This is a genomic window from Ruminococcus sp., assembly GCF_017549005.1.
GTDB lineage: Bacteria > Bacillota > Clostridia > Oscillospirales > Ruminococcaceae > Ruminococcus.
This window is the reverse complement of record NZ_JAFYYT010000029.1, coordinates 35,514-56,981: the sequence shown is the minus strand read 5'-3', so window position 1 is coordinate 56,981 and position 21,468 is coordinate 35,514. Positions and strand designations below refer to the sequence as shown.

17 protein-coding genes are annotated in these 21,468 nt (G+C 43.7%); 15 read left to right on the top strand and 2 right to left on the bottom strand.

The features are described 5' to 3' along the window. Positions 1-25: 25 nt before the first annotated feature. Genes IKW96_RS07565 through IKW96_RS07520 form a run of 10 tightly spaced genes read left to right on the top strand, consistent with a single transcriptional unit; the run spans position 26 to position 10,403 of the window. Positions 26-916: a phosphorylcholine transferase LicD gene (locus IKW96_RS07565; protein ID WP_296572642.1), complete on the top strand. Its 891-nt coding sequence runs from the start codon at positions 26-28 to the stop codon at positions 914-916. Positions 917-932: 16 nt separating this feature from the next. Beyond that, positions 933-1,970, top strand: coding sequence for an acyltransferase (locus IKW96_RS07560; RefSeq protein WP_296572639.1), 1,038 nt, complete (start codon positions 933-935; stop codon positions 1,968-1,970). A gap of 27 nt (positions 1,971-1,997) precedes the next feature. Beyond that, positions 1,998-3,314: a glycosyltransferase gene (locus tag IKW96_RS07555; RefSeq protein ID WP_296572636.1), complete on the top strand. Its 1,317-nt coding sequence runs from the start codon at positions 1,998-2,000 to the stop codon at positions 3,312-3,314. Positions 3,315-3,334: 20 nt separating this feature from the next. Next, on the top strand, positions 3,335-4,111 hold the full coding sequence (locus IKW96_RS07550) for a hypothetical protein (RefSeq protein ID WP_296572634.1): 777 nt from the start codon (positions 3,335-3,337) through the stop codon (positions 4,109-4,111). Positions 4,112-4,138: 27 nt separating this feature from the next. Then, positions 4,139-4,822, top strand: a complete 684-nt coding sequence (locus tag IKW96_RS07545; RefSeq protein WP_296572631.1) for a CatB-related O-acetyltransferase — start codon at positions 4,139-4,141, stop codon at positions 4,820-4,822. 3 nt (positions 4,823-4,825) lie between these two features. Beyond that, positions 4,826-6,082, top strand: a complete 1,257-nt coding sequence (locus IKW96_RS07540; protein ID WP_296572628.1) for a hypothetical protein — start codon at positions 4,826-4,828, stop codon at positions 6,080-6,082. A gap of 34 nt (positions 6,083-6,116) precedes the next feature. Then, complete coding sequence (locus IKW96_RS07535; RefSeq protein ID WP_296572625.1) at positions 6,117-7,406, top strand: flippase; 1,290 nt, start codon at positions 6,117-6,119, stop codon at positions 7,404-7,406. Positions 7,407-7,409: 3 nt separating this feature from the next. Beyond that, entirely contained in the window at positions 7,410-8,582 is a 1,173-nt protein-coding gene (locus IKW96_RS07530) for a hypothetical protein (protein WP_296572622.1), read from the top strand. Positions 8,583-8,631: 49 nt separating this feature from the next. Further along, complete coding sequence (locus tag IKW96_RS07525; RefSeq protein WP_296572619.1) at positions 8,632-9,348, top strand: 2-C-methyl-D-erythritol 4-phosphate cytidylyltransferase; 717 nt, start codon at positions 8,632-8,634, stop codon at positions 9,346-9,348. Between the two features lie 5 nt (positions 9,349-9,353). Next, positions 9,354-10,403, top strand: coding sequence for an NAD(P)-dependent oxidoreductase (locus tag IKW96_RS07520; RefSeq protein WP_296572616.1), 1,050 nt, complete (start codon positions 9,354-9,356; stop codon positions 10,401-10,403). A 91-nt stretch (positions 10,404-10,494) separates the two neighbouring features. Here IKW96_RS07520 and IKW96_RS07515 read toward each other — a convergent pair whose 3' ends face one another. Next, the gene (locus IKW96_RS07515) at positions 10,495-14,043 is read right to left on the bottom strand and encodes a BspA family leucine-rich repeat surface protein (protein ID WP_296572613.1); all 3,549 of its coding nucleotides are present in this window, start codon (positions 14,041-14,043) and stop codon (positions 10,495-10,497) included. A 402-nt stretch (positions 14,044-14,445) separates the two neighbouring features. On the opposite strand from IKW96_RS07515, the gene IKW96_RS07510 reads away from it, so the two are divergent. From IKW96_RS07510 to IKW96_RS07495, 4 genes are all read left to right on the top strand, one after another. Then, complete coding sequence (locus IKW96_RS07510; protein ID WP_296572611.1) at positions 14,446-14,997, top strand: RNA polymerase sigma factor; 552 nt, start codon at positions 14,446-14,448, stop codon at positions 14,995-14,997. Further along, positions 14,987-15,805, top strand: coding sequence for a tyrosinase family protein (locus tag IKW96_RS07505; RefSeq protein WP_296572608.1), 819 nt, complete (start codon positions 14,987-14,989; stop codon positions 15,803-15,805). The genes IKW96_RS07510 and IKW96_RS07505 overlap by 11 nt, the downstream gene beginning before the upstream one ends. Positions 15,806-15,817: 12 nt before the next feature. Further along, positions 15,818-17,269, top strand: coding sequence for a dockerin type I repeat-containing protein (locus IKW96_RS07500; RefSeq protein WP_296572605.1), 1,452 nt, complete (start codon positions 15,818-15,820; stop codon positions 17,267-17,269). A gap of 278 nt (positions 17,270-17,547) precedes the next feature. Continuing rightward, positions 17,548-18,669, top strand: a complete 1,122-nt coding sequence (locus IKW96_RS07495) for a hypothetical protein (protein WP_296572602.1) — start codon at positions 17,548-17,550, stop codon at positions 18,667-18,669. Between the two features lie 138 nt (positions 18,670-18,807). Here IKW96_RS07495 and IKW96_RS07490 read toward each other — a convergent pair whose 3' ends face one another. Further along, complete coding sequence (locus tag IKW96_RS07490) at positions 18,808-19,275, bottom strand: TspO/MBR family protein (protein WP_296572599.1); 468 nt, start codon at positions 19,273-19,275, stop codon at positions 18,808-18,810. A 256-nt stretch (positions 19,276-19,531) separates the two neighbouring features. Here IKW96_RS07490 and IKW96_RS07485 point away from each other — a divergent pair, with 256 nt between their 5' ends. Then, positions 19,532-21,364, top strand: coding sequence for a dockerin type I repeat-containing protein (locus IKW96_RS07485; RefSeq protein ID WP_296572597.1), 1,833 nt, complete (start codon positions 19,532-19,534; stop codon positions 21,362-21,364). Positions 21,365-21,468: the final 104 nt, after the last annotated feature.

The window sequence follows — 21,468 nt, the reverse complement described above, 5'->3', positions numbered from 1 at the left end:
GAAGCAGTAAGAATGTGAGGAAAAAATGGAACTTAACGAAGAAGTAAGAGATGGACATTTAGTTACAGCAGAAACAAAAAAGCTTTGGGCGGTCCAGCTTGATCTGCTCGATCGCCTTGAAAAAATATGTAAAAAACACGGACTTAAATACTATGCGGACGGCGGAACCCTGCTCGGAGCTGTAAGACATAAAGGTTTTATCCCATGGGACGATGATATAGACGTTCAGATGTTTGTGGATGATTTTGAAGCGTTTTGCAGATTCGCGAAGGAGGAGCTTGAGCCGCCGTATTTTTTGCAGTACTGGAATACGGAAAAGGGTTTTTATCCCTGGCACGCCAAGCTGAGAAGAAGTGATACCACGTGTTTTTCACAGTGGGAGCTGGAAATGAGCCCCGGCGGAAATCACGGTATCTTCATTGATATATTTCCGCTTTACAATATTCCCGACAGTGCCGCAAAGTACAAATGGCAGACCATAAGACTCAAAGCTCTGCAATATATGTTCAAGTGCTTCGAGACTGACCGCGCTCTTAAAAACAGCTCTGTAAAGGCAACAGCCACAAGAAGGGCTGCAAGCGGTCTGTGGAAGCTCATTTCTTTGTTCACATCTTCTGACAAAATATGCAGAAGATACTTATCTGTTGCAAAATGTGAAAAAGGAAGGACAAAAAAGGTCGGAGTGACTTCATATACTCCCGGGTATGCTAAATACACTTGGGACAGGGCGTTGTTTGAAAAGACTGTTGATCTTCCGTTCGAGGACAGAACTATTTCTGCTCCTTATAAATATGAGGAACGCCTTACAGTTCAGTACGGTGACTGGAAAAAAATAGTAAAAAACGCAGCAAATCATTCAGCTCTGCACTTCAGTGCAGATATTCCGTATAAAGACTACTTAAAGAAGCAAAAATGAGGTGAATAAGACAGCTATGTCTGGGGAAAGGAACCGTATCGTTGATATCATGCGCGGAATTGCCATACTTATGGTAGTTCTCGGTCATACCATGACAGGATGTACGCAGGGAGCAGAAAAAAGCTTCCTGTATAATGTAGTATGGTCACTGCAGATGCCGCTGTTCATACTGATAAGCGGCTATGTTACGAAATACAGCAGAGAGATCGACAGTGCTTCAAGCTTTTGGAGCTATGTTAAAAGGCGTACTGTCGCATATCTTCTGCCATGGGCAGTATGGAGCTTCCTTATCCGTGGCCTGGTGTTGGGGCAGCATGATTACCTGAATATCAGGTGGCTGCTGTGGCATATGGACTCGGGTTATTGGTTCTTAGCCACGATATGGACTATCAGCATGATATTCGGTTGTGCAAGATTTGCGGCGGTCAAAGCTGCAAAGCGCGACGGCATTAAGCGTCAGGCTGTTTTCTTTCTGCTTTATGCAGCCGGAATGGCTGTACTTGCCGTAACGGGCAGACTTGCAGGACTTTCGTTCCTTGCGATAAAGCTTACACTTTATTATATGCCGTTTTATTACGCAGGCTATCTGTTCGGAGCATACAGCGACCGTATTTTTGAAAAAAGCTGCGGAAAGAAAGCTGTTGATGTTACCGTTGCGGTATGCGGCGTCGTATGGATGTATCTTCTTATGAGATATCATATATTCGAGCTTGACGACGGCGGGATATCGGTAATTATCCGTGCAGCTGCGTCGATGACGGGCTGTATAGCCGTATGCGGCTTGTGCAGTGCTCTGCTCAGCGGCAGACCTCATGATTCAGGAATAGCAAAGGCAGCAGTGTGGATCGGTACTCACTCTTTGGAGATATACCTTGCGCACTATATTTTCCTTGACCTTCTGAAAATGAAAACAACTCCTGCATTCAGCTCTGTATCTGGAGTCTCACTGACTGCGGCAAACTGGCTGATAGCAATTGCGGGAGTATCGGCGCTGATACTTCTTACTGAAAAGAACTCGTTTTTCAAGCTGGGGCTGTACGGCAGGAAAAAATAAAAAGGTGAATTTGAAAGGATAGATAATATGCATCCAAGGCTTTTAATTATCGGAACTGTTCCATATAATACAAAATCTACATCACGGGCGTTTGATGCATATTTTCATTATTGGGAGAAAGAGAACATCGCGCAGATATTTTCAAATACCAAACGCCCCTGCAAGGGACACTGCGGCACCCTTTATCAGATAACCGATCATCGTATGCTTCAGAGATGGCAGGGAAAAAAGCTGGAAACGGGCGTGATATATAATTACGACGAGCTGGAAGATGAATGGACTGATACTGATTTAGAGGTAAAGGGCGATACTGCAAAGGCAGCCTATAAATTCGGACGTAAGCACTCTCCTCTGACGCATCTTCTCAGGGGCTTGCTGTGGAGAAAGAAATTCTGGTGTACGGAAAAGCTGAACAAATGGATGGACGATTTCAAGCCCGAATGCATATTTTTAGCGTTTTCGGACGATTATTTCATTCCGAAAATAGCGATGTATGCTGCCAAAAGGTACAATATCCCTATAGTTTCGTGCATAGGCGATGATTATTACTTCAACCTCGAAAAGACTGCGAATCCGCTGTATCATCTGTATAAGCGGACTTACCGCAGACTTATAAGAAAAGTGCTTGCATGGCGCGGAAGTGCCATATATATCAGCGACAAGATCAGGGACAAGTACAATTCCGAGTTCGGTCTTGACGGAGAGACGGTGTATCTTGCCTCCACCATTGAGCGAAAGCCGTTTCAGACCATAAATACGGAAGCTCCTGTTATAACCTATTTCGGCAATATCAGAATGGGCAGAAACAACTCCCTCAATGATATAGGCTATGCTCTCGGGAAGATCAATCCGAGTTACATACTGGAGGTCTACTCCAACGAGCAGGACGCGGTTTACTACGATGTTTTCAAGGATAATCCCAATGTGAAGTTCATGGGTTCTGTTCCTTATGCACAGGTCCAGAAGCGCATGACCGAGAGCGATGTTACCGTTGTTGTGGAAGGCTTTGCAGACAAGGACATCAATCTTTCGCGTTATTCCCTTTCCACAAAGGCAGCGGACGCCCTTTCAAGCGGAGCAGGTATACTTGTTTACGGCTCGCTTGAAAGCGGTATCATCGATTATATGCAGTCCACGCAGGCTGCGATGGTATGCACTGAAAAGGAATCCCTTGAAACTTGCATCAGGAAGCTTTTCGGGGATAAGGAGCTTCAGAAACAGTATTACGATCAGGCGATAGTCATGACCGAAAAGCATCATAACAGACGTGCAAGCTGCTCGACATCTGAAAAAGTTGTCGAAAAAGCTATAAAAAATATGAAGAAGGTATCAAAAAAGAAGTGAACAGCAAAAGAAATATGACAATGCTTATATTGTCATGCGATAAATTTTCAGACCTGTGGGACGGCCATGTAAAGCTCCTTGAGCAGAACTGGCCTGACAGGAACATGGATACATACATAGTTACGGATAAGCCCTGCGACAAGAGCTATCCCAATGTGAAGATATTATCGGCAGGCGAGGGGATAGAGTGGTCCGAGCGTCTGAAATACGCCATTGAACAGGTAAAAACCGATTATGTTTTTATCACGCTTGACGACTATTACCTTATAAAAAAGGTCCGGGACAAGTCGATCGCAAGTCTTCTGAAGATGATGGAGAAAGAAAATATCGACTATGTCCGTCTTTTCATACACTCAAAGAAGTCTATCCTTGACGAACTTGAGGGCTACAAGGGTATCCATAATCTCAATACAAAGTGCAATTACAGCGTAAATCTTTATTCCGGACTCTGGAAAAAGGAATTTATCCTTGCTATGATAAAAGAGCCTCAGAACGCATGGCAGTTTGAGGTTTCACTGTCCAAAAGAGCGAATGAATACGGCGCGAAGTGTGTAATGAGCAAAAGGAAGGAATTTGAGATACTTGACGTCGTAAGGAAGGGAAAGCTCCTCCACAAGCCGTATTATTACTTCAAGCGTCACCCCGGCATATACAACGGCGACCGCGATGTAAATACGGTATGGTATGAGGTGAAGCTGGGAATAAAGACCATTATCGGAAGATATACTCCAGGAAAGCCTAAGAGGGCATTAAAGAAAGTGCTCAGAAAATTCGGATTTGAGTTCTTTACAGAGTAATAAATAAAAAATGTGAGGAATTGGTTTATGGTATTACATAGGAATATTTTTTATCTTATGTATTCGGCATATCTTTCGGTCAGAAGACGCAAGGTCAGGCTCAGCCTTTCAACTAAGGTAAAGCCGGGAACTGTAATTGCGGATAATGTGAAGATCGGAAGAAAAACATGGATAAAAGGAAAGATCGGCTCCTATACATATATTGGTGAAAACTGCGAGATCGACGCGAATATCGGCTCGTTCTGCTCCATATCCCGCAATGTGAGGACTATCGGAGCAGTACACCCGAAGAGTTTCCTGTCGACAGCTCCTGTTTTCTATTCCACTCAGAAGCAGTGCGGTGCAAGCTTTGCTGCAAAGGACGTATATGACGAGGGGCTTTACATAAAGGAAGACGGAATGAGGAGCGTCGTTAAGATAGGAAACGACGTTTGGATCGGCGAAAATGTCATGCTCAAGGGCGGCATAAGGATCGGCGACGGAGCTATAATAGCAATGGGAGCTGTAGTGACAAAGGACGTCGCTCCTTATACTATCGTCGGCGGAGTTCCTGCAAAGGTCATAAGTAAGCGCTTTGACGACAGCATTATTGAAAAGCTTGTCTCATTGAAATGGTGGGAGAAGGACGCTGAATGGCTCAGGCAGAATGCTGAGCATTTCCAAAGGGAAATAACAGATGTGAAAGATCTGGATTTCCTGATGAAAGGATAAAAAATGACAAAAGAGATCAATACTCCCAAAAATGAACTCCTGATCGCGTTATTGTTTTTCCTGCCTCAGATGAATTACTTTCTGGTGGAAATAATGGCTGTTTTCGGCCTTGGCAGCTTCACGATGTTCATTTATTTGTTTCTCGGCGTGATAGGACTATTCTCCTATTCAAGAGTGATAAAATTCAGGGCGGCTGCGTTTTCGACAGCATTTCTGCTGCTTTCGCTGGCTTTCAGCTATCTTCTCAATCCCGCAACTGCCACATATATGTTTTACGGTTCATTCTGGTCAAGCGGCTTTGTGATGCTGCTTACGGTGTATTTCCCGATATTTCTCAGAATGACGGAAGAGATAGATTATGACGAGCTTTTTAAAGCTCTTTTTACGTTTGCGAAGATAACGCTGATAGGTGCGATAGGAGTTTTTGTAGTTATACAGTTCATACTGAAAAAAAAGACCAGCGACTATATGTCCTTTGCATATATGAGCCTTAATTCGGTCTTTTTCTGCCTGTTTCCCTCAAAAAGCTCCACGCGCATCTCGAAAATACTGGGGATCGCAGGCTGTGTAATGCTTCTTATAGGCGGCTGCCGCGGAGCGTTTCTGACAGTATCGGTATATATCGTCCTGCTTATAATGATGCACCTTTTTTCGGACGCGGAAAACAGTGCATTCAACAGGTTAAAGTGGCTTTTCCTGACTATAGCAGGCCTGTTTTCGCTGCCGTATATCCTGGAAAAGATAGGCGGGCTCCTGACGAAAGCAGGTGTATCCAGCAGAGCCTTGTCATTCATTGAGCAGTTTATGTCGGGCTCGGCTTCGGGCTGGCTCGAAAAGGACGGAAGAAACGGAATATGGGAAATGGCTGTACAGAAGCTTAACCTGTTCGGATACGGACTTTTCGGAGACAGGACAGTTCTCTACGAGCCGCTTAATCCGATGGTATACGCTCATAACTGGATACTTGAAATGCTGCTTTCCTACGGTGTGATCGTAGGAGCTGCACTGGTTTTTGTCGTGATATTCGGTCTTGTAAAGACGATAGCAGTTGCAAGGAGCAGTAATAACAGCGTTATCGTAATGCTTACGTTCTGCGCTTTTTCCGTAATAATGATAAAGCATTTCATATCGGCAAGCTTTGTTATCTCCATAGATTTCTGGTTCTATGCAGGATTTATAATGAACGTGAACAAATACGCCGAAAAGCTTACGGCAAATGAAGAAAAGGACGCAGAGAACGCTGCAGCCGACGGTAACTGACATTCAACAGCAAAAGTAAGGATCAAAGGATAATATGATTAGTAGTATTGTAAATAAAGCTAAAACCTCCAGGGTATTCAAGAATATCTCATGGCTCGTGGGCGGCAAGGTAGTGCAGATGATAATCGCATTTGTGATAAACATTCTTACTACCCGATATCTCGGAAACAGTAATTTCGGACTTATCAGCTATGCTGCTGTATATACGGGATTTTTCTCGTCTTTATGCTCTCTGGGACTTAATTCGGTCATTGTTAAGGAAATGCTCGAGCATAAGGACAAGCAGGGAGAGCTGCTGGGTACATCAATAGCCATGAGGCTTGCAGCTTCTGTACTTTCGTGGATCTCTATAATCTGTCTGTCATGCATTATCGACAAGGGAGAGCCTCAGACTACAAAAATAGTCGGACTTTGCTGTATCGGAATGGTATTTCAGTCCTTCACCATACTCGAGTACTGGTTCCAGGCAAGGCTTGAGTCAAAGGTATGTGCCATAGCGACTATCATAGCATATCTGGCAATGTCGGCATATAAAGCAGTGCTTTTGTTGCTTGGCAAAAGCGTAGGCTGGTTCGCGGTGGCAATGTCGATAGATTATATCGCAGTTGTTGTAGTCGTGTACATCTTCTACAAAAAGAAAAACGGACCTGCGTTCTCGTTTTCATGGCCTACCGGAAAAAGGCTGCTGTCGCAGAGCTATCATTTCATAATTTCCACTCTTATGGTCTCGATATACGGAAACACAGATAAATTCATGCTGAAGCATATGCTGCACAATACATCGTCGGTAGGAGACTACGGTGCTGCTGTACAGCTCAGTCTGGCATGGGTATTCGTATTGCAGGCGATAATCGACTCGTTTTATCCGTCCATCATGGAGCTTCATAAGCAGGATTACGAAAAATATAGAAAACGTAATATCCAGCTCTACAGTATTGTATTTTACGTAGCGCTGGTCGCTTCGGTCGGTATCACCGTTATAGCGAAGCCTGCTGTTCTGTTCTTATACAAAGAAAAGTATATCGGCGCTGTTGAGCCCTTGAAGGTGATAACCTGGTACACGGCGTTCTCATACCTCGGAGTTGCAAGAAACGCGTGGCTCGTGTGCGAGGGCAAGCAGAAGTACCTGAAATACCTGTACGGCTCTGCGGTAGTACTGAATATCCTTATCAACTGGCTGCTGATACCGAAATTCGGAGCTACAGGCGCTGCCGTAGCTTCTCTGATTACTCAGATAGGAACAAGTATAGTGCTTCCTCTGTTTATAAAGCCGATAAGGGAGAATTCGATACTTATGCTCAAAGGAATAACGTTTAGGAGATAAAAAATGAGATCTGTTGCCATTGTTTTAGTATGTTATAATCGTCTTGGCGGCTTGAAGCGCCTGCTTTCTTCACTGGAAAAGGTCGATTATGACGGAAGAAATGATATTTCATTGATTTTCAGCATAGATAACAGCGGGACTTCTTTGGTCGAGGACTTCGCGAAGAAATATGAGTGGAAGCACGGTGAGAAGGTCATACGTACATTCCCGCAGCGTCAGGGACTTAAAAAACATATCCTTCAGTGCGGAGATTTTACGGAAAAATATGACATGGTCATAGTTCTCGAGGACGATATATATGTTAGCGACAGTATGTATCACTATGCTTATCAGGCAGTCGGATTCTACGGCGAAGATGAGAATATTGCAGGTATCTCGCTGTACACATTTCAGAAGAACTGGCTGAAATGGCTGGCCCGTTTTGAACCTCAGAAATCGGAGCATGACGCTTTTTTCATGAAGATTGCAATGTCATGGGGACAGGTCTGGACTTATTCCAAATGGAAGCCCTTCAAGGAATGGCTCAGCCGCAATGAGAAGTTCACAAAGTCCGACAGGATACCATATGCGCTCAATGAGTGGCCCGAATCATCGTGGCTCAAGTTTCATGACAGATACTGTATAGAAGAGGGGCGCTATTTCGTATATCCGTATTGCAGTCTTTCCACCAATTGCAGCGACGCAGGCGAGCACGCAAAGTACACTGTGGACGATCATCAGGTTGAGCTGCAGTACGGGAAAAAGAAGTATTCTTTCCCTGAGTTTTCTCCCTCGGCTGTGATATATGACGAGTATATGGAACGTGAAGGGCTCGGAAATGCACTGGGAGTTCCCGATGATGAGCTCACCGTATGCATATGGGGAACAAAGAAACCCGTTCTCTTCAAAAGATACATTCTCACTGTTGATCCGCTTCCTTACAAGGTGGTACGTGAATACGGAATGAGCCTGCGGCCTGTGGAGCTGAACATCTTGCAGGATTACGCCGGTCACACCATTAAGCTTTACGATACGTCGGAAAGTGCGGAGCCTGTCAAGACTGACGCCGATTACCTTAGATACAGGTACAGTCTGAGATCCAGTGATTACAGGACTATAGACAAGTTCTCATTCAAGCTCTCGATGCTGTTCTGGTCTGATCTGAAACGAAAGCTCAGAAAAAAGAAAAAGAAGTGACAGCTTTAAACAGGCTGGAGCATTTATATATTATCAAGAGGTGGCATTTATGGCAAATATTGGATTATTGATAGCAGGCGGCTGCGGAAGCAGAATGCATCAGGATATTCCGAAGCAGTTCATAACTGTTTATGAAAGACCTGTTATCGTGTACACACTGGAGGCTTTTCAGAATCATCCCGAAATCGACGCAATTGCAGTAGTTTGTATCGAGGGCTGGGATCAGGTCCTCTGGGCTTATGCAAAGCAGTTCGGCATCACAAAACTCAAGTACGTTGTTCCCGGAGGCAAAAACGGTCAGGATTCCATACGCAACGGCGTTTATGAACTGGAAAAGCACTTCGGCAAAGACGATATAGTTCTCATACACGACGCGATACGTCCGATGGTGTCGGCAGAGATAATTTCGGACTGTATCAGCAAGACTAAGAAGTACGGAAATGCTATAACCGTTATCCCATGTGCAGAAGCTATGATGCAGACAGAGGACGGTAAAGTGTCCACTGGCAGCTATCCCCGTGATAACCTCAAAAGAACGCAAACTCCCCAGGGATTTAAGATAGGAGATATCTGTGATCTTCACAGATGCGCTCTTGAGGCAGGCATCACCAATTCTATTGCTTCGTGTACACTTATGATAGAAATGGGCGAGCAGGTACATTTCTCGTCAGGTTCGGAAAAGAACATCAAACTTACGACAGTTGAGGATATCGACATATTCAAGGCTCTTCTCAAGGCAAAAAGATCAGACTGGTTAAAGGACTAATTGTTATGAATTTCTATAAAAGTGAAAATTACAAAAAGGACGTCGGAATAGCTGTAAATGCTGTAGTCGGACTTGAAAAGCTGTATGGTTCATCTGTTCTTATAGCAGGCGGTTCGGGACTTATCGGTTCGTTCATGGCGGATATGCTGCTTTATGCAAACAAGTACATGAACGCAGACATCACAGTTTACGCAATGGATCTGAGTGCGGAGCGGCTTGCTGCAAGATATGAGGGGATCAACACGGACAAGCTGCATTTTGTGGAGCATAATGTCAATGAACTTCCTGATTTTGACTTTACAGCTGACTATATCATTCACGCAGCAAGTCCTGCATTTCCTGCGGCTTTCAACAGCGACCCCGTTGGAACTGTAATGAGCAATATCCTCGGTACGAAGTACCTTCTTGACTACGGCAGGGAGCACGGCACAAAGCGTTTGCTCTATATCTCGTCGGGCGAAGTATACGGACAGGGCGACCTCAGCCTTGAAGCCTTTGAGGAGACCTATGCAGGCTATGTCGACCCTACATCGGCGCGTTCATGCTATCCTAACGGAAAGAGAGCGGCTGAGACTCTGTGCGTGTCATATACAAAGCAGTTCGGACTTGATACTGTTATAGTAAGACCGAGCCACACCTACGGTCCTACAGTTACAAAGGCTGATAATCGTGCAAACGCACAGTTTGTGAACAAGGGACTTGCAGGGGAGGATATTGTCCTCAACAGCGCCGGAAATCAGTTCCGGTCGTACACCTATCTTGCAGATTCAGCGTCAGCTATAATCTCGGTACTCACAAGCGGAATCAGCGGAAATGCCTATAATATTGCAAATTCCGCTTCAAGAACGACTATCGCAGGCTTTGCAAAGGAAGTTGCCGCACAGACGGGAACAAAAGTCATATTTGCAGATCCTGATGAAGTCGCAAAGGCAGAAATGACACCTATCGCAAAACAGGTTCTCAGCAGCAGAAAGCTTGAGAGCCTGGGCTGGAAAGGGCAGTTTACTGTGGAAGAGGGAATACGCCACACACTGGATATCATGCGTGAGCTTTGATGCAAAGCGATTTATCTATTTGGAAATAGATCAGTGAAATAAAGAATACAGATGAAAAAAGGGCAGTAGATTGAACTACTGCCCTTTTGGCTTAGTATTTGATGATTTCCATATTCATGTCTATGTTGGGATTTTTTGAATTTGAATGTGTAAATACAGCCTGAAGTTCATCCACATAGTCATTTACTTCGATCTTGTAGGTCCTGTTTGCTTCAAATGTGAGCTTGGTGGGTTCGCTTATCTTTTTGCCGTTATCATAAAGAGTTATGGTTACAGGATAATCATCTCCATAATTATCGTTATGGATAACAGTCAGTTCTACGTATTTTACATATCCGTATGGTTTGGTCTTGAAAGTTTTGCCATTTGAAAGACCAACAGTATCATATTCACTGAGCTTTACGGTCTGTCTGCATTCCTCAAGCTCAGATATAGTATGAAAGTAATCATTGTCTACAATGAAGAAATCATATGAATTGTCGACCTTGACATGGAGGTTGTTCTTGGTAAGTCCCGGCTGCTCGTTTTTGATGTTTGCGTTTTTTATGAGGTATTCCAGATTGAGATCAGGGCATTTTGTAAAGGTGAGTTTAGGCACCAGCCAGCCGTTTTTGGTAACGTTTCCGCTGAGTCTGATGCGGTCGCAGCCGTAACATTCTTCAAAGTTAACGTTCAGTCCGCCGTTTATTGAAAGGAAATTGGGAGAATTATTTGAAGCTGTACCAAAACCACAGGCTTTAAATAAAGCTTTAGTTGTATTTCCGTAATAGGAAGCTGATTTTATTAGTGAGCTTTCGTCTCTGATCTCAAAACGTGAATTGATACATAGTACATGTGGAGAATTGGAAGGACCTGCGGTATCAGTTTTTTCAGCAGTATACAAGTCAAAATTGAAAACGCTGCCTGAAAGCGGGATAATAGAGCCGCCTAAAAGGCTTATACTCGTACCTTTCATGTAATAGAATGCGTCGCCGTGGAAGGATTCCATATCCGTATAAATAAATCTCCAGTTTACAGACTGCGGACAGTTTAATACGAACAGCTTGCACGGGTTGTTTACTGTGCCGCATGATGCAATTTTACAATATGCAAAAGTGATCTCCGAAAGCATTATAGTTGAATCGATAGTATTCAGGATCTTATTGCAATGTCCGAATGTACATGAAATGAACTGTAATCTTTGTACACCGTCGTTGACTCCAACATTAACTCCGTCAACCATTTTAACGCTGTCTCTGATGTTCATAAAAGTATTCTTGTCGGTGCCGTTAAAGCCTATGTTGCGGAAGGTAGTGAAGCCGAAGATAGGACGCCGGTCCTTATTAGGATCATCAGGGTCGTCATGTGTTTGATTATCGAACAGTACATCGCCGTTGAACTGTATAGTTGTACTTTCCCTGCCTGCACCGCTGACATCAAACATTGCGAAACGAATGTCTGAGTTTTCATCTATGACTGTACCATTGATTATATATAATCCGCTCGGGATGAAAATGCTCTTTGCGTGCCGCCAGCCGACTGAAATGGAAGAATCATCATATGCAGCCTTGAAAAGCTTACGGAAAGCCTGTGTATCATCAGTTGAGCCGTCGCCCTTTGCGCCGAACTGCTGTGGAGTCAGATACTGTGATGGATCTCCGACAACAATTGAGCTGTTTATTTCAAGTTCAAGTTCAGGTGGTATCATATAGTCCGCAAAGCTTGTTGTCAGGACGGTTGTAGTAGTACTTGACTGAGGAACAGTTGTCGTAGTAGTAGTTGTTGTTGTTGTTGTGCTTGTTGTGGTGGAAGTTGTACTTGTAGTAGTTGTGGTCGTACTCGTCGTAGTGGTTGTTGAACTTGTAGTAGTCGTTGTTGTGGTGGTTGTGCTTGTTGTAGTAGTTGTACTCGTAGTAGTGGTAGTTGTTTTTGTCGTAGTAGTTGTTGTCCTTGTTGTAGTAGTAGATGTTCTTGTGGTAGTAGTTGTCGTGGTTGATGTTGTACTTGTAGTGGTAGTAGTTGGTTTTGTCGTAGTAGTTGTACTTGTTGTAGTGGTAGATGTACTCGTAGTAGTGGTAGTTGTTTTTGTCGTAGTAGTTGTTGTCCTTGCTGTAGTAGTAGATGTTCTTGTGGTAGTAGTTGTCGTGGTTGATGTTGTACTTGTAGTGGTAGTAGTTGGTTTTGTCGTAGTAGTTGTTGTCCTTGTTGTAGTAGTAGACGTCCTTGTGGTAGTAGTTGTCGTGGTTGTTGTGGTTGATGTTGTACTTGTAGTGGTAGTAGTTGGTTTTGTCGTTGAAGTAGTTGTACTTGTTGTAGTGGTAGTCGTACTTGTAGTAGATGATGTAGTACTTGTCGTTGTAGTTGTCGTTGTGCTTGTAGTAGAAGAAGTAGTAGTGCCTGTAGTGGTTGTAGTTGTTTCATTATTAGTGGAAATATGCGCGTAGTACGCAAGAATAAGAGAAGCATCCACAGCGTCGATAAGACCGTCACGGTTCATATCAGCGGCAAGCTTCTGCCCGTCTGTGAAACCACCGTCGGAATCCGTGGAAACCTTTGCATAGTAGACGAGTACCTGCGAAGAGTCTACTGCGTCTATAAATCCGTCGTTGTTGACATCACCGAGGGTGTAGTCAGGTCTTTCCGTGAAATATCCGTGCTTTTCGTTACTATCTATGCGTGCATATGATATTCCTGTATTGTTTTCGTCGAATTTAGTCCCATTTCCGCCGACAAGCTTGTTACAGCCTGCAAACAGATCTGTACCGTCGCCGTCACTGAAGGTCAGGGCATTGCCAGCGTAGATCGTTTTCAAAGCAGAGCAGTTTTCAAACATGGACGAGCAGCCGCCGGCGGATTCGTACATATTCATGAGACTTTCCGTACTGAATCCTGATATATCAAGAATTGTCAGTGCTGAACAGTCCATGAACATTCCGACCATACTTACTGTATTTTTAGTATTGAAACCTGAAAGATCAAGAACTTTCAGTGATGAACATCCCTTGAACATATTGAACATATATGTTGCATTTGAAGTATCAAAGCCCGATACATCGAGAGCTTTGAGTGACGAGCAGCCTTCGAACATACTGAACAGAGGGGCTGCCTTTGAAGTATCAAATCCCGATACATCAAGAGCTGTAAGCGACGAGCAGTTCTTGAACATTCGGGACATTCCCGTAACGTTGGAAGTATCAAAGTCCGAAACATCAACAGATATCAGAGAGCGGCAGCTGAGGAACATACTGTTCATATCTGTAACATTTTTTGTATTGAAGCCTGAAAGGTCGATATATGTCAGCAGATCACACTCCTCAAACATAGAGTGCATATTTGTTACATTTGCCGACTCAGCGTTGCTTAGGTCTATTTTTTCAGCTTTTGAGCCCATAAAAAGCTCCCCGCAGTTTTCGGGGAGGATAGTACCCTTTGCTGCGATAATGTTTTTTACGTTTTCATTTCTGTTGTATTCTGATACATCGTCCCTGTCGACTTTCCCCTGTAAAGTCAGCGTACCTGTTTCAATGTCGAATGAAACAGTTTCCCCGTTATGTTCTTCTGTAGCAGCCGTAAAAATGTCGGAGGAAAAATTGGGTGACTGTATTGCTCCAAATGACATTACGAATGCCATAAAAGAAGCAAATATCTTTTTTCGATTCATATACTTATACCTCTTTTCATGTCCTTAAATTTTTTCAATGAAAAAAACCTGCTTTTCCGTCTATTTACTTAAATAATTTTTATTATTGAAAACTTATTAAGACATTGTTCTTATATTATCACAATTTTCGTCTAAAGTCAATGGAAAAACCAAAATAGCTGCTCTGCTTAACGGCGGTGGTATACATTATATATTATGTGCAGGTTCTGTATATTTAAGTGCTTTATCAGCGAACTGGCTATTTAGAGCTATTATTAACACAAAATACATTGCAATGTGAATTTGACTGTGATATAATAGTTAAAAATAAATAATATTTGAAAAAACTTTGAGTTCTGACGAAAAAAAGGTACTAATAAATGAAAGGGATAAATCAATACCCCTGAGAGGAGGAATCTCCCCATGGATAACGGTGCAAGTAGCTACCGCCGTTTCCTTGCAGGTGATGATGAAGGGCTCCACGAGATAATCCGCGAATACCGACAGGGTCTGATACTGTACATCAACAGCTTCGTGCAGAATATCCGCACAGCTGAGGAGATGACCGAGGACACATTTGCGGAGCTCGCCATACGCTGTCCGAAGTTTTCGGAAAAAAGCTCCTTTAAGACGTGGCTTTACGCCATTGGGCGCAATATTACCGCAAAACATCTGCGAAAACGCGCCAAATTCATCATCGTTCCGCTGGAATCGCAGGAAAATCTTGCCGACGAGAAAAGCATCGAAGGCAATTACATAAAAAGCGAACAAAAGAGAGCTGTTCATAAGGCTTTGCACAGCCTGAAAACAGAATACCGACAGGTATTGTATCTGTCATATTTTGAGGGATTCAGCAACGAGGAAACTGCTATTATCATGAAAAAATCGAAAAGGCAGATTGAGACCTTGCTGTACAACGCCAGAAAGGCTCTGAAAACTGAACTGGAAAGGGGCGGCTTTGAATATGAAGAATGATTTTGAAATGTATCAGAGTGTCCTTTCCAGACGAACCGAACACATAAAGAAAAAAGAACGGCAGAAGCGTATAATCATGCATACTGTTCCTGTTATTGCCTGTCTGTGCCTGACTGTAGGGCTGGGACTGGGGTACTGGAACTACTCGAGGAATATCCCGTCTATACCATCGTCACCTGATATTATTATAGAAGTTCCGACAACTGCTGCTGAATCGACTTCGCAGGTGCCGACGGTAAGGACTTCCTCTAAAACCACTGTCTCAGCCACAAAGACCGCAAAAACTACCGTGACTGGGACATCTAAGACGGAAAAAGAAACGACTTCCGCTGTGAAAACAAGCACAAATACCGAAACAACAGAGGCAAATACGACCGAAACCACTGCTGCTCCCGTGACAGAACCGCCCACTCAGCAGACTTCTGTTATTGAAACATCAGTGAACGTTACAATGACAACTCAAAGCAGTGCCAATACAACTTTAACTACACATGATGATGCACATATTACAACTTCTGTGATAACTACTTCAGGCGGTAATAACATGGGTGGGGTTTTCTCAAAAGTTTACATTGACGGAGTTACTTACTACTATATTGGAACTGATGACAGTGGGGATGACGGGAAAAATGAATATACTCTTGATGAATTTCTCGGTTATGGTACAGATTTTGAAGGCATTTTCCATGACAATCCGACAGTAAAGTTCTATACAATACTTGAATCCGATGATATAGTTGTCGCAATAAAAAAAGGAGAACAGATACCGTTTACAAGGAAACTGCCTTTTAAAGAATCAAAAAAGTAAAGGAGTGATCTTATGAAAAACAAGAGGTTTATCGCAATGCTAACGGCTGTAACTTGCTGTATGGGAGCTGCTTGTATTCCGGGTGCAGCTATGGCAAATGATGTTTCAGCCACGGCTGCTTCAACAGTTAAAGGCGACGCAAACTGCGACGGAACGGTAAATATGGCGGATGCAGTGCTTATAATGCAGGCTCTTGCAAGCCCGAACAGATTCGGTGAAAACGGCACAGAGCAGCTTCATCTTACAGCTCAGGGCAGGGCAAATGCCGACACGGACGGCGACGGACTTACCGTTGGCGACGCGCAGGCTATACAGAAAAAGCTCCTCGGCATAAAAGAGACCGTTGATGCCAAGTACGGCAAAGAGCTTGTATGGTATCCTGCGTCTGATGATTATAGGAATGTAACATGGAATGCTGAGATATTAAAAGCCGTAGTTACAAATACCGCCGAGCTTAAAGCATACCTCGAACCGCTGTACTATGAGCACATTGTATCAAAATATCTTTCCAAATATGATGAAAGCTATTTCGGCGAAAACATTCTTCTTCTCAATACCATTCCGCAAGGAGCAGGCTCAGACAGACCGCTTTACGGAATAGGAGATATCACTTTTTCTGACAGTACGATAGATATCTGCATAGAGGACTATGTAAGAAAACACGGAGAGGACGATATGTTCTCGGTATGCTTCGCGCAGATAGCTGTTCCAAAGTCCGAATACAAGGGACAGACAGTCAACTGGAATAAGAAGTATGTTCCCTTTGATGAGGAGAAACTCCGTCAGGAATTGCAGTCTCAGGTGGCTGGGTTATCAAGTGTGGACGGAGTCGCTGTGACCTATGAGCTGTACGAGCTTTTGAAGAATAATACTGATCCGAATACGGTTTTCAGTGTTGTTCCTGGCTTTAAGCTTGATTACGATTATGAATACAAGGGCATGACCATACAGAAATATGCAGACGAGAGAGACGAGAACTCTCACCTCTTTGACAAGCTTATACAGCTGGACAAGGAGGGCGAGAAGCTGAAATACGGTGAAGCTCTTTACACAACAGGCGACGGAAACGGCGAGATATGGGCTAAGTCGCTGTATGAGGAGAGAGTTGCGTTTTACGGCGGGGATTTCCTTGCAAAGTATATCGTGGACGGTAAGTTCCTTCGTAAAAAAGTTGAAGAAGATATCGCAAAGTTCGATTATGCTCCGCAGGAGAACCTGTCAGAAGCGATAAAAGCGTACTATCATGATATGAAGCAGATCTCCGTTCAGAAGCTGAAGGAGCAGAACATCAGCTATGAGTATGATGAGGCGGCAGATGAACTTGTAATTAATGTAACTGAGGCTGAACTCAAGGCGTTGTCGCTTGATAATATATCAAGCTATGACACGAAAACTTCACCTGTAACGACTGACGGTGAACCTGTTGCAACACAGCCTGCGGTCGTTGTAATTGAATGCCATTAAATAAGTGAATAATGATTTTACGCTGAGACCCTCGATTTGTTCGGGGGTCATTTTTGTCAAAACTGTAAAATATATATCAGCTGTAAAAGTTTTTTCCGCGAAAACTCGGACTGACAAAGCGGAATTACACCTGAATGCATAAATGGATTATTGACTTTGTTGAATTAATATGGTACAATATAACAGATGAAATATGTATTAATTGCATAATGTTTTTGATAATTTATCTCGTCAGATTCTCCACTTAAACCTTAAAGCTACGATAAGGAGAAATATTTATGAGCATGATGGATTTCTTAAAGGTCAGCAAAGGGATCGCGAACAATATTCATTTTGAGAGCAAAACGCTGGGTACTGGTTTTTATTCGGGGCACGTTGACTCGTCCAGGAAACCCCACGGTCACGGAGTTTTCATAAACAGTCTTGAGATCGAATATGACGGCGAATGGCAGAATGGAAAGCTTTGCGGCTTTGGAAAAAAATACGCTAAGGGCTACTATGATATGCTGCAGGGCGGCGACGATACAAGCAAGTCCCTTACGTATGCAGGCGACTTCAAGGACGACAGATTTCACGGAAAAGGACAGGAGTTCAGCCAGACAGGAAAGACATTATACGACGGCGAGTGGAAAGACGGCTGGAAAAGCGGCGCAGGTACGGAATACTACGAAAACGGCAGAGTAAAGTTCAAGGGTACATGGAACAGGGGCAGATATCACGGGAAAGGCGTGTATACTTGCGAAAACGGCAGCGTTATCGAGGGAGAGTGGATAGACGGACTTCTCGAGGGAGAGGCTACCCTGTCAGACCGTGACGACTGCGTATACAAGCGCATATACAAGAACGGAAAAATGGTGAGCGAGAAGCTTGTGAGCGGAACTCCAAAGCCCTCACCCGACGCTAAAAGGGTGCTTAGGTTTGAGAACGGCACCTATGAGGGGGAAGTAGGTTTTACGGGAAAAATGCACGGCAAGGGAGTATTCTCCTACACCAACGGCAATAAATACGAAGGCGGTTTCAAGGAGGGCGTCAAGCACGGACAGGGAGTCTTTACATGGGCAAACGGCGATCTGTACGAGGGCGGCTTTGAAAACGACGTCAGAAGCGGCAGGGGAGTATTCTCCTCACAGAACGGAAACAAATACAACGGCGAGTGGAAGGACAACCTCAAAAATGGTCACGGCGTGTTCTATTACAAAAACGGTGACAGATTCGAGGGAGAGTATTCCAACAGTCTCAAGCAGGGACATGGAGTGTATTATTTCAAAAACGGCAACGTCTTTGAGGGCGAGTGGCAGAACGACCTGCGCTGCGGCGAGGGGATACTCACCTGCACCGACGGCAGCAAAAAGCGCCAGAAATGGGACAGCGATAAGCTTATAAGCGAAGAAAAAGTTTAAAACAGCAAAAATGCCGATACTGTGATGCATATATAGGAACTGATGCTTTATATCGTGGAAAATCTTTTCCAAAAGGTTTTCCCTGAATAGAAAGTACAAAGCTCCTGTATGAGTATCACAGTATTGGCAGTTTTTTTGTTATTGCAGCACTGTCACGCCAATTGTGAGGTAAGTGGCGAAGGCAGTCCAAAACAGATATGGAAGGTTGAGATATGCGGCAGTCTTGTTTATCCTCAGGAACGATATTATCATGGCGGTTATGAGTATCAGCATGATGACAACCACAACTGTCGCACCTTTCAGGGACTTCAATCCGAAAAATACGGGAGTCCACAGGAAATTCGCAAAAAGCTGCGCTCCGTACAGTATGATCGCTCCTTTTCTGCGCGTATTGCCGCTCTCCCATATAAGATAAGCCGAAACTCCCATGAGCGCGTAGAGAATGCTCCACATCACGGGAAAAAGCCACCCGGGCGGAGCAAACGGCGGCTGTTCAAGGGAGCTGTAGAACTCCGAGAAGTTCCCACCCGAGATAAGAGCCGACAGAGCTCCCACCAGTTCGGTTGCAACTACCCATATGATAAGGTCGGTCCATTTGATCTTCATAAATCATCACCCTTTCGGTATAATATATGTCAAAAAAAGAAAATTATTCATTGATATTGACAATTTCTCGAAATATTGCTATATTTAAAGTGACATACGGCATGCGTGATATTTTTATTGTTTAACACCAGAAAAGCTTAGTGTTTTTCCGACTTGCATACGTCTAATATATGCAGGGTGTAAAACCTGAGCTGAAAGCAGATAAATGAGATAAATACAGAAAGGGAACGGGAAATCAATAAAAAGGAGTGTTTTTATGAGGAAAAGAATACTGGCGTTTATTATGTCATCGGTATTTGCTTTGTCGATGATGTGCGTTCCAAGTGCGGAGGCAAAGAGGATACAACGAGAGTACGGAGACATGATAGTTACCGTTATCGATGAGGAGACGGACGAGCTTTTTGACCTGGACTGCTGTTTCAGTATACTTCCATGTGACGAGAGCTGGAACACCTTGGAGAGCAATCCCTTTACCGTAAAGAACGTTTTAAAGGAAGCAAGCTATGTTGTCGTTTCAGACTGTGCAGCGAGGGAGTATGACGGATATAAGTACAGTATAGATTACAAGACGACAAATTCGCAGTTCTTTTACGACAAAAGCGAAGAAACATATAATATTACAATATACATGAAGAAAGAGCCAATAAAGCAGAACGACAACTGTGGGACAGTCAACATCACTGTCATTGATGAAGATACGAATGAGCTTTTCACAGAGCACAGTCTGTTCAGTATTTCCGACCTCCGCGTTAATTGGGATGCTGCTCTCTGCAATCCGCTTACATTGAAAAATGTACCGTTAAACACTGCAGGTAGTATTGTGAACGACACATACTACATGAGGGACGACGATTATTATTATGCAATAGACTATGCCAAAGATTCCAGTGCATTTTTATGGCAGGTCAAGGAGAAAGTTAACGATATAACGGTATATGTACATAAGCTCCCGAGAGAGGATAAGGTCGAATACGGAGATATCAAAGTCACAGTTATCGACGAGGAGACAAATGAGCTTTTCAGCGATCCCAAAGGCAAGGATGTTGTATTCAACGCCTATTCTTCTTCAATGATCATGCCTTCAGACCCGTTTTTCGGCGGATGTGTCTCTCTTGATGAATGGAATGTAAACGAAAACAATCCATTTGTCATTGAGGACGTTATATTGAATAATTATATAAGTATCGTATATCATTGGGCGTTTTCATATGTTGAAAACAGGAACTATTGTTATGTAATTGATGAAGAAAAGTCGCAGACCCCATTCTGCTTTACCTCCCCGGAACAGAATGAGATCACGGTGTATATGAAAAAGGTCTATTCCGTTGACAGCGTAAAGGATGATCAGCTGTCAGAGACAGATACATCTGTAATAAATGCCGATAAGGACTATACTTTCGAGGATATCCGCAGTATGACAACGGCTGAAATAGAGGCGCTTTACGAAGCAAAGGGCATGACATGGGAAAAGGGATATCACATTTATAAGCCCGAGACCGTTCTCAGCAACGGCTTCTATCAGGTACAGCTCGACCCGAAGCCGTTTATGACCGCCGGAAACGGAGAAGAGCTTGTGACAGAGGTCTACAGTGCAGATGATATGCATGAGCTTATCGAAGACGGCGACGTTATATGGGATATCGGCAAGATATACTCTGCACTCGAGCTTTCTCCCGAGCTTTTTGATATACAACCGTCTGTTTCAATGACCTGCCTTACAGGAAATGAGGAGACAGGTCCAATATACAGAAAGTACTGCAATTGTGTCATAAAGCCTTATGCCGACGACAGGGAAACGGCGGTCACGCTTTATACCGCAATGCTTAATTACGTGCAGCTCAGATCATGCTGTGAGGGCATTCATTTTGAGGGAATGGGCGCAACGTCTTATGCAGCGTTCAGAGGCGATGTGAACGGTGACGCTATCTTCGACATCTGCGACATCGTAGCCCTGCAAAGGTGGCTCCTCGGAGCTGACGGCGCGAAGCTTGTAAACTGGAGATCCGCAGACCTCTGCGCGGATAACAAGCTCGACGTATTTGACCTGACAGCGATGAAAAAGGCTCTTCTTGAAAATAGCGCACAATAAAACGATATGAGCTCTGCTTGCTTCGGTGAGCGGAGCTTTTTTTATTTCCGTAAAACTATTGACAATCCGCAGTATAGATGTTAGATTAATATTAGCGAACGAAC

Bases quoted from the DNA above. Each gene is read 5' to 3' on its own strand.
- IKW96_RS07565 (WP_296572642.1), top strand. From the start codon at position 26: ATGGAACTTAACGAAGAAGTAAGAGATGGACATTTAGTTACAGCAGAA.
- IKW96_RS07560 (WP_296572639.1), top strand. From the start codon at position 933: ATGTCTGGGGAAAGGAACCGTATCGTTGATATCATGCGCGGAATTGCC.
- IKW96_RS07555 (WP_296572636.1), top strand. From the start codon at position 1,998: ATGCATCCAAGGCTTTTAATTATCGGAACTGTTCCATATAATACAAAA.
- IKW96_RS07550 (WP_296572634.1), top strand. From the start codon at position 3,335: ATGCTTATATTGTCATGCGATAAATTTTCAGACCTGTGGGACGGCCAT.
- IKW96_RS07545 (WP_296572631.1), top strand. From the start codon at position 4,139: ATGGTATTACATAGGAATATTTTTTATCTTATGTATTCGGCATATCTT.
- IKW96_RS07540 (WP_296572628.1), top strand. From the start codon at position 4,826: ATGACAAAAGAGATCAATACTCCCAAAAATGAACTCCTGATCGCGTTA.
- IKW96_RS07535 (WP_296572625.1), top strand. From the start codon at position 6,117: ATGATTAGTAGTATTGTAAATAAAGCTAAAACCTCCAGGGTATTCAAG.
- IKW96_RS07530 (WP_296572622.1), top strand. From the start codon at position 7,410: ATGAGATCTGTTGCCATTGTTTTAGTATGTTATAATCGTCTTGGCGGC.
- IKW96_RS07525 (WP_296572619.1), top strand. From the start codon at position 8,632: ATGGCAAATATTGGATTATTGATAGCAGGCGGCTGCGGAAGCAGAATG.
- IKW96_RS07520 (WP_296572616.1), top strand. From the start codon at position 9,354: ATGAATTTCTATAAAAGTGAAAATTACAAAAAGGACGTCGGAATAGCT.
- IKW96_RS07515 (WP_296572613.1), bottom strand. From the start codon at position 14,043: ATGAATCGAAAAAAGATATTTGCTTCTTTTATGGCATTCGTAATGTCA.
- IKW96_RS07510 (WP_296572611.1), top strand. From the start codon at position 14,446: ATGGATAACGGTGCAAGTAGCTACCGCCGTTTCCTTGCAGGTGATGAT.
- IKW96_RS07505 (WP_296572608.1), top strand. From the start codon at position 14,987: ATGAAGAATGATTTTGAAATGTATCAGAGTGTCCTTTCCAGACGAACC.
- IKW96_RS07500 (WP_296572605.1), top strand. From the start codon at position 15,818: ATGAAAAACAAGAGGTTTATCGCAATGCTAACGGCTGTAACTTGCTGT.
- IKW96_RS07495 (WP_296572602.1), top strand. From the start codon at position 17,548: ATGAGCATGATGGATTTCTTAAAGGTCAGCAAAGGGATCGCGAACAAT.
- IKW96_RS07490 (WP_296572599.1), bottom strand. From the start codon at position 19,275: ATGAAGATCAAATGGACCGACCTTATCATATGGGTAGTTGCAACCGAA.
- IKW96_RS07485 (WP_296572597.1), top strand. From the start codon at position 19,532: ATGAGGAAAAGAATACTGGCGTTTATTATGTCATCGGTATTTGCTTTG.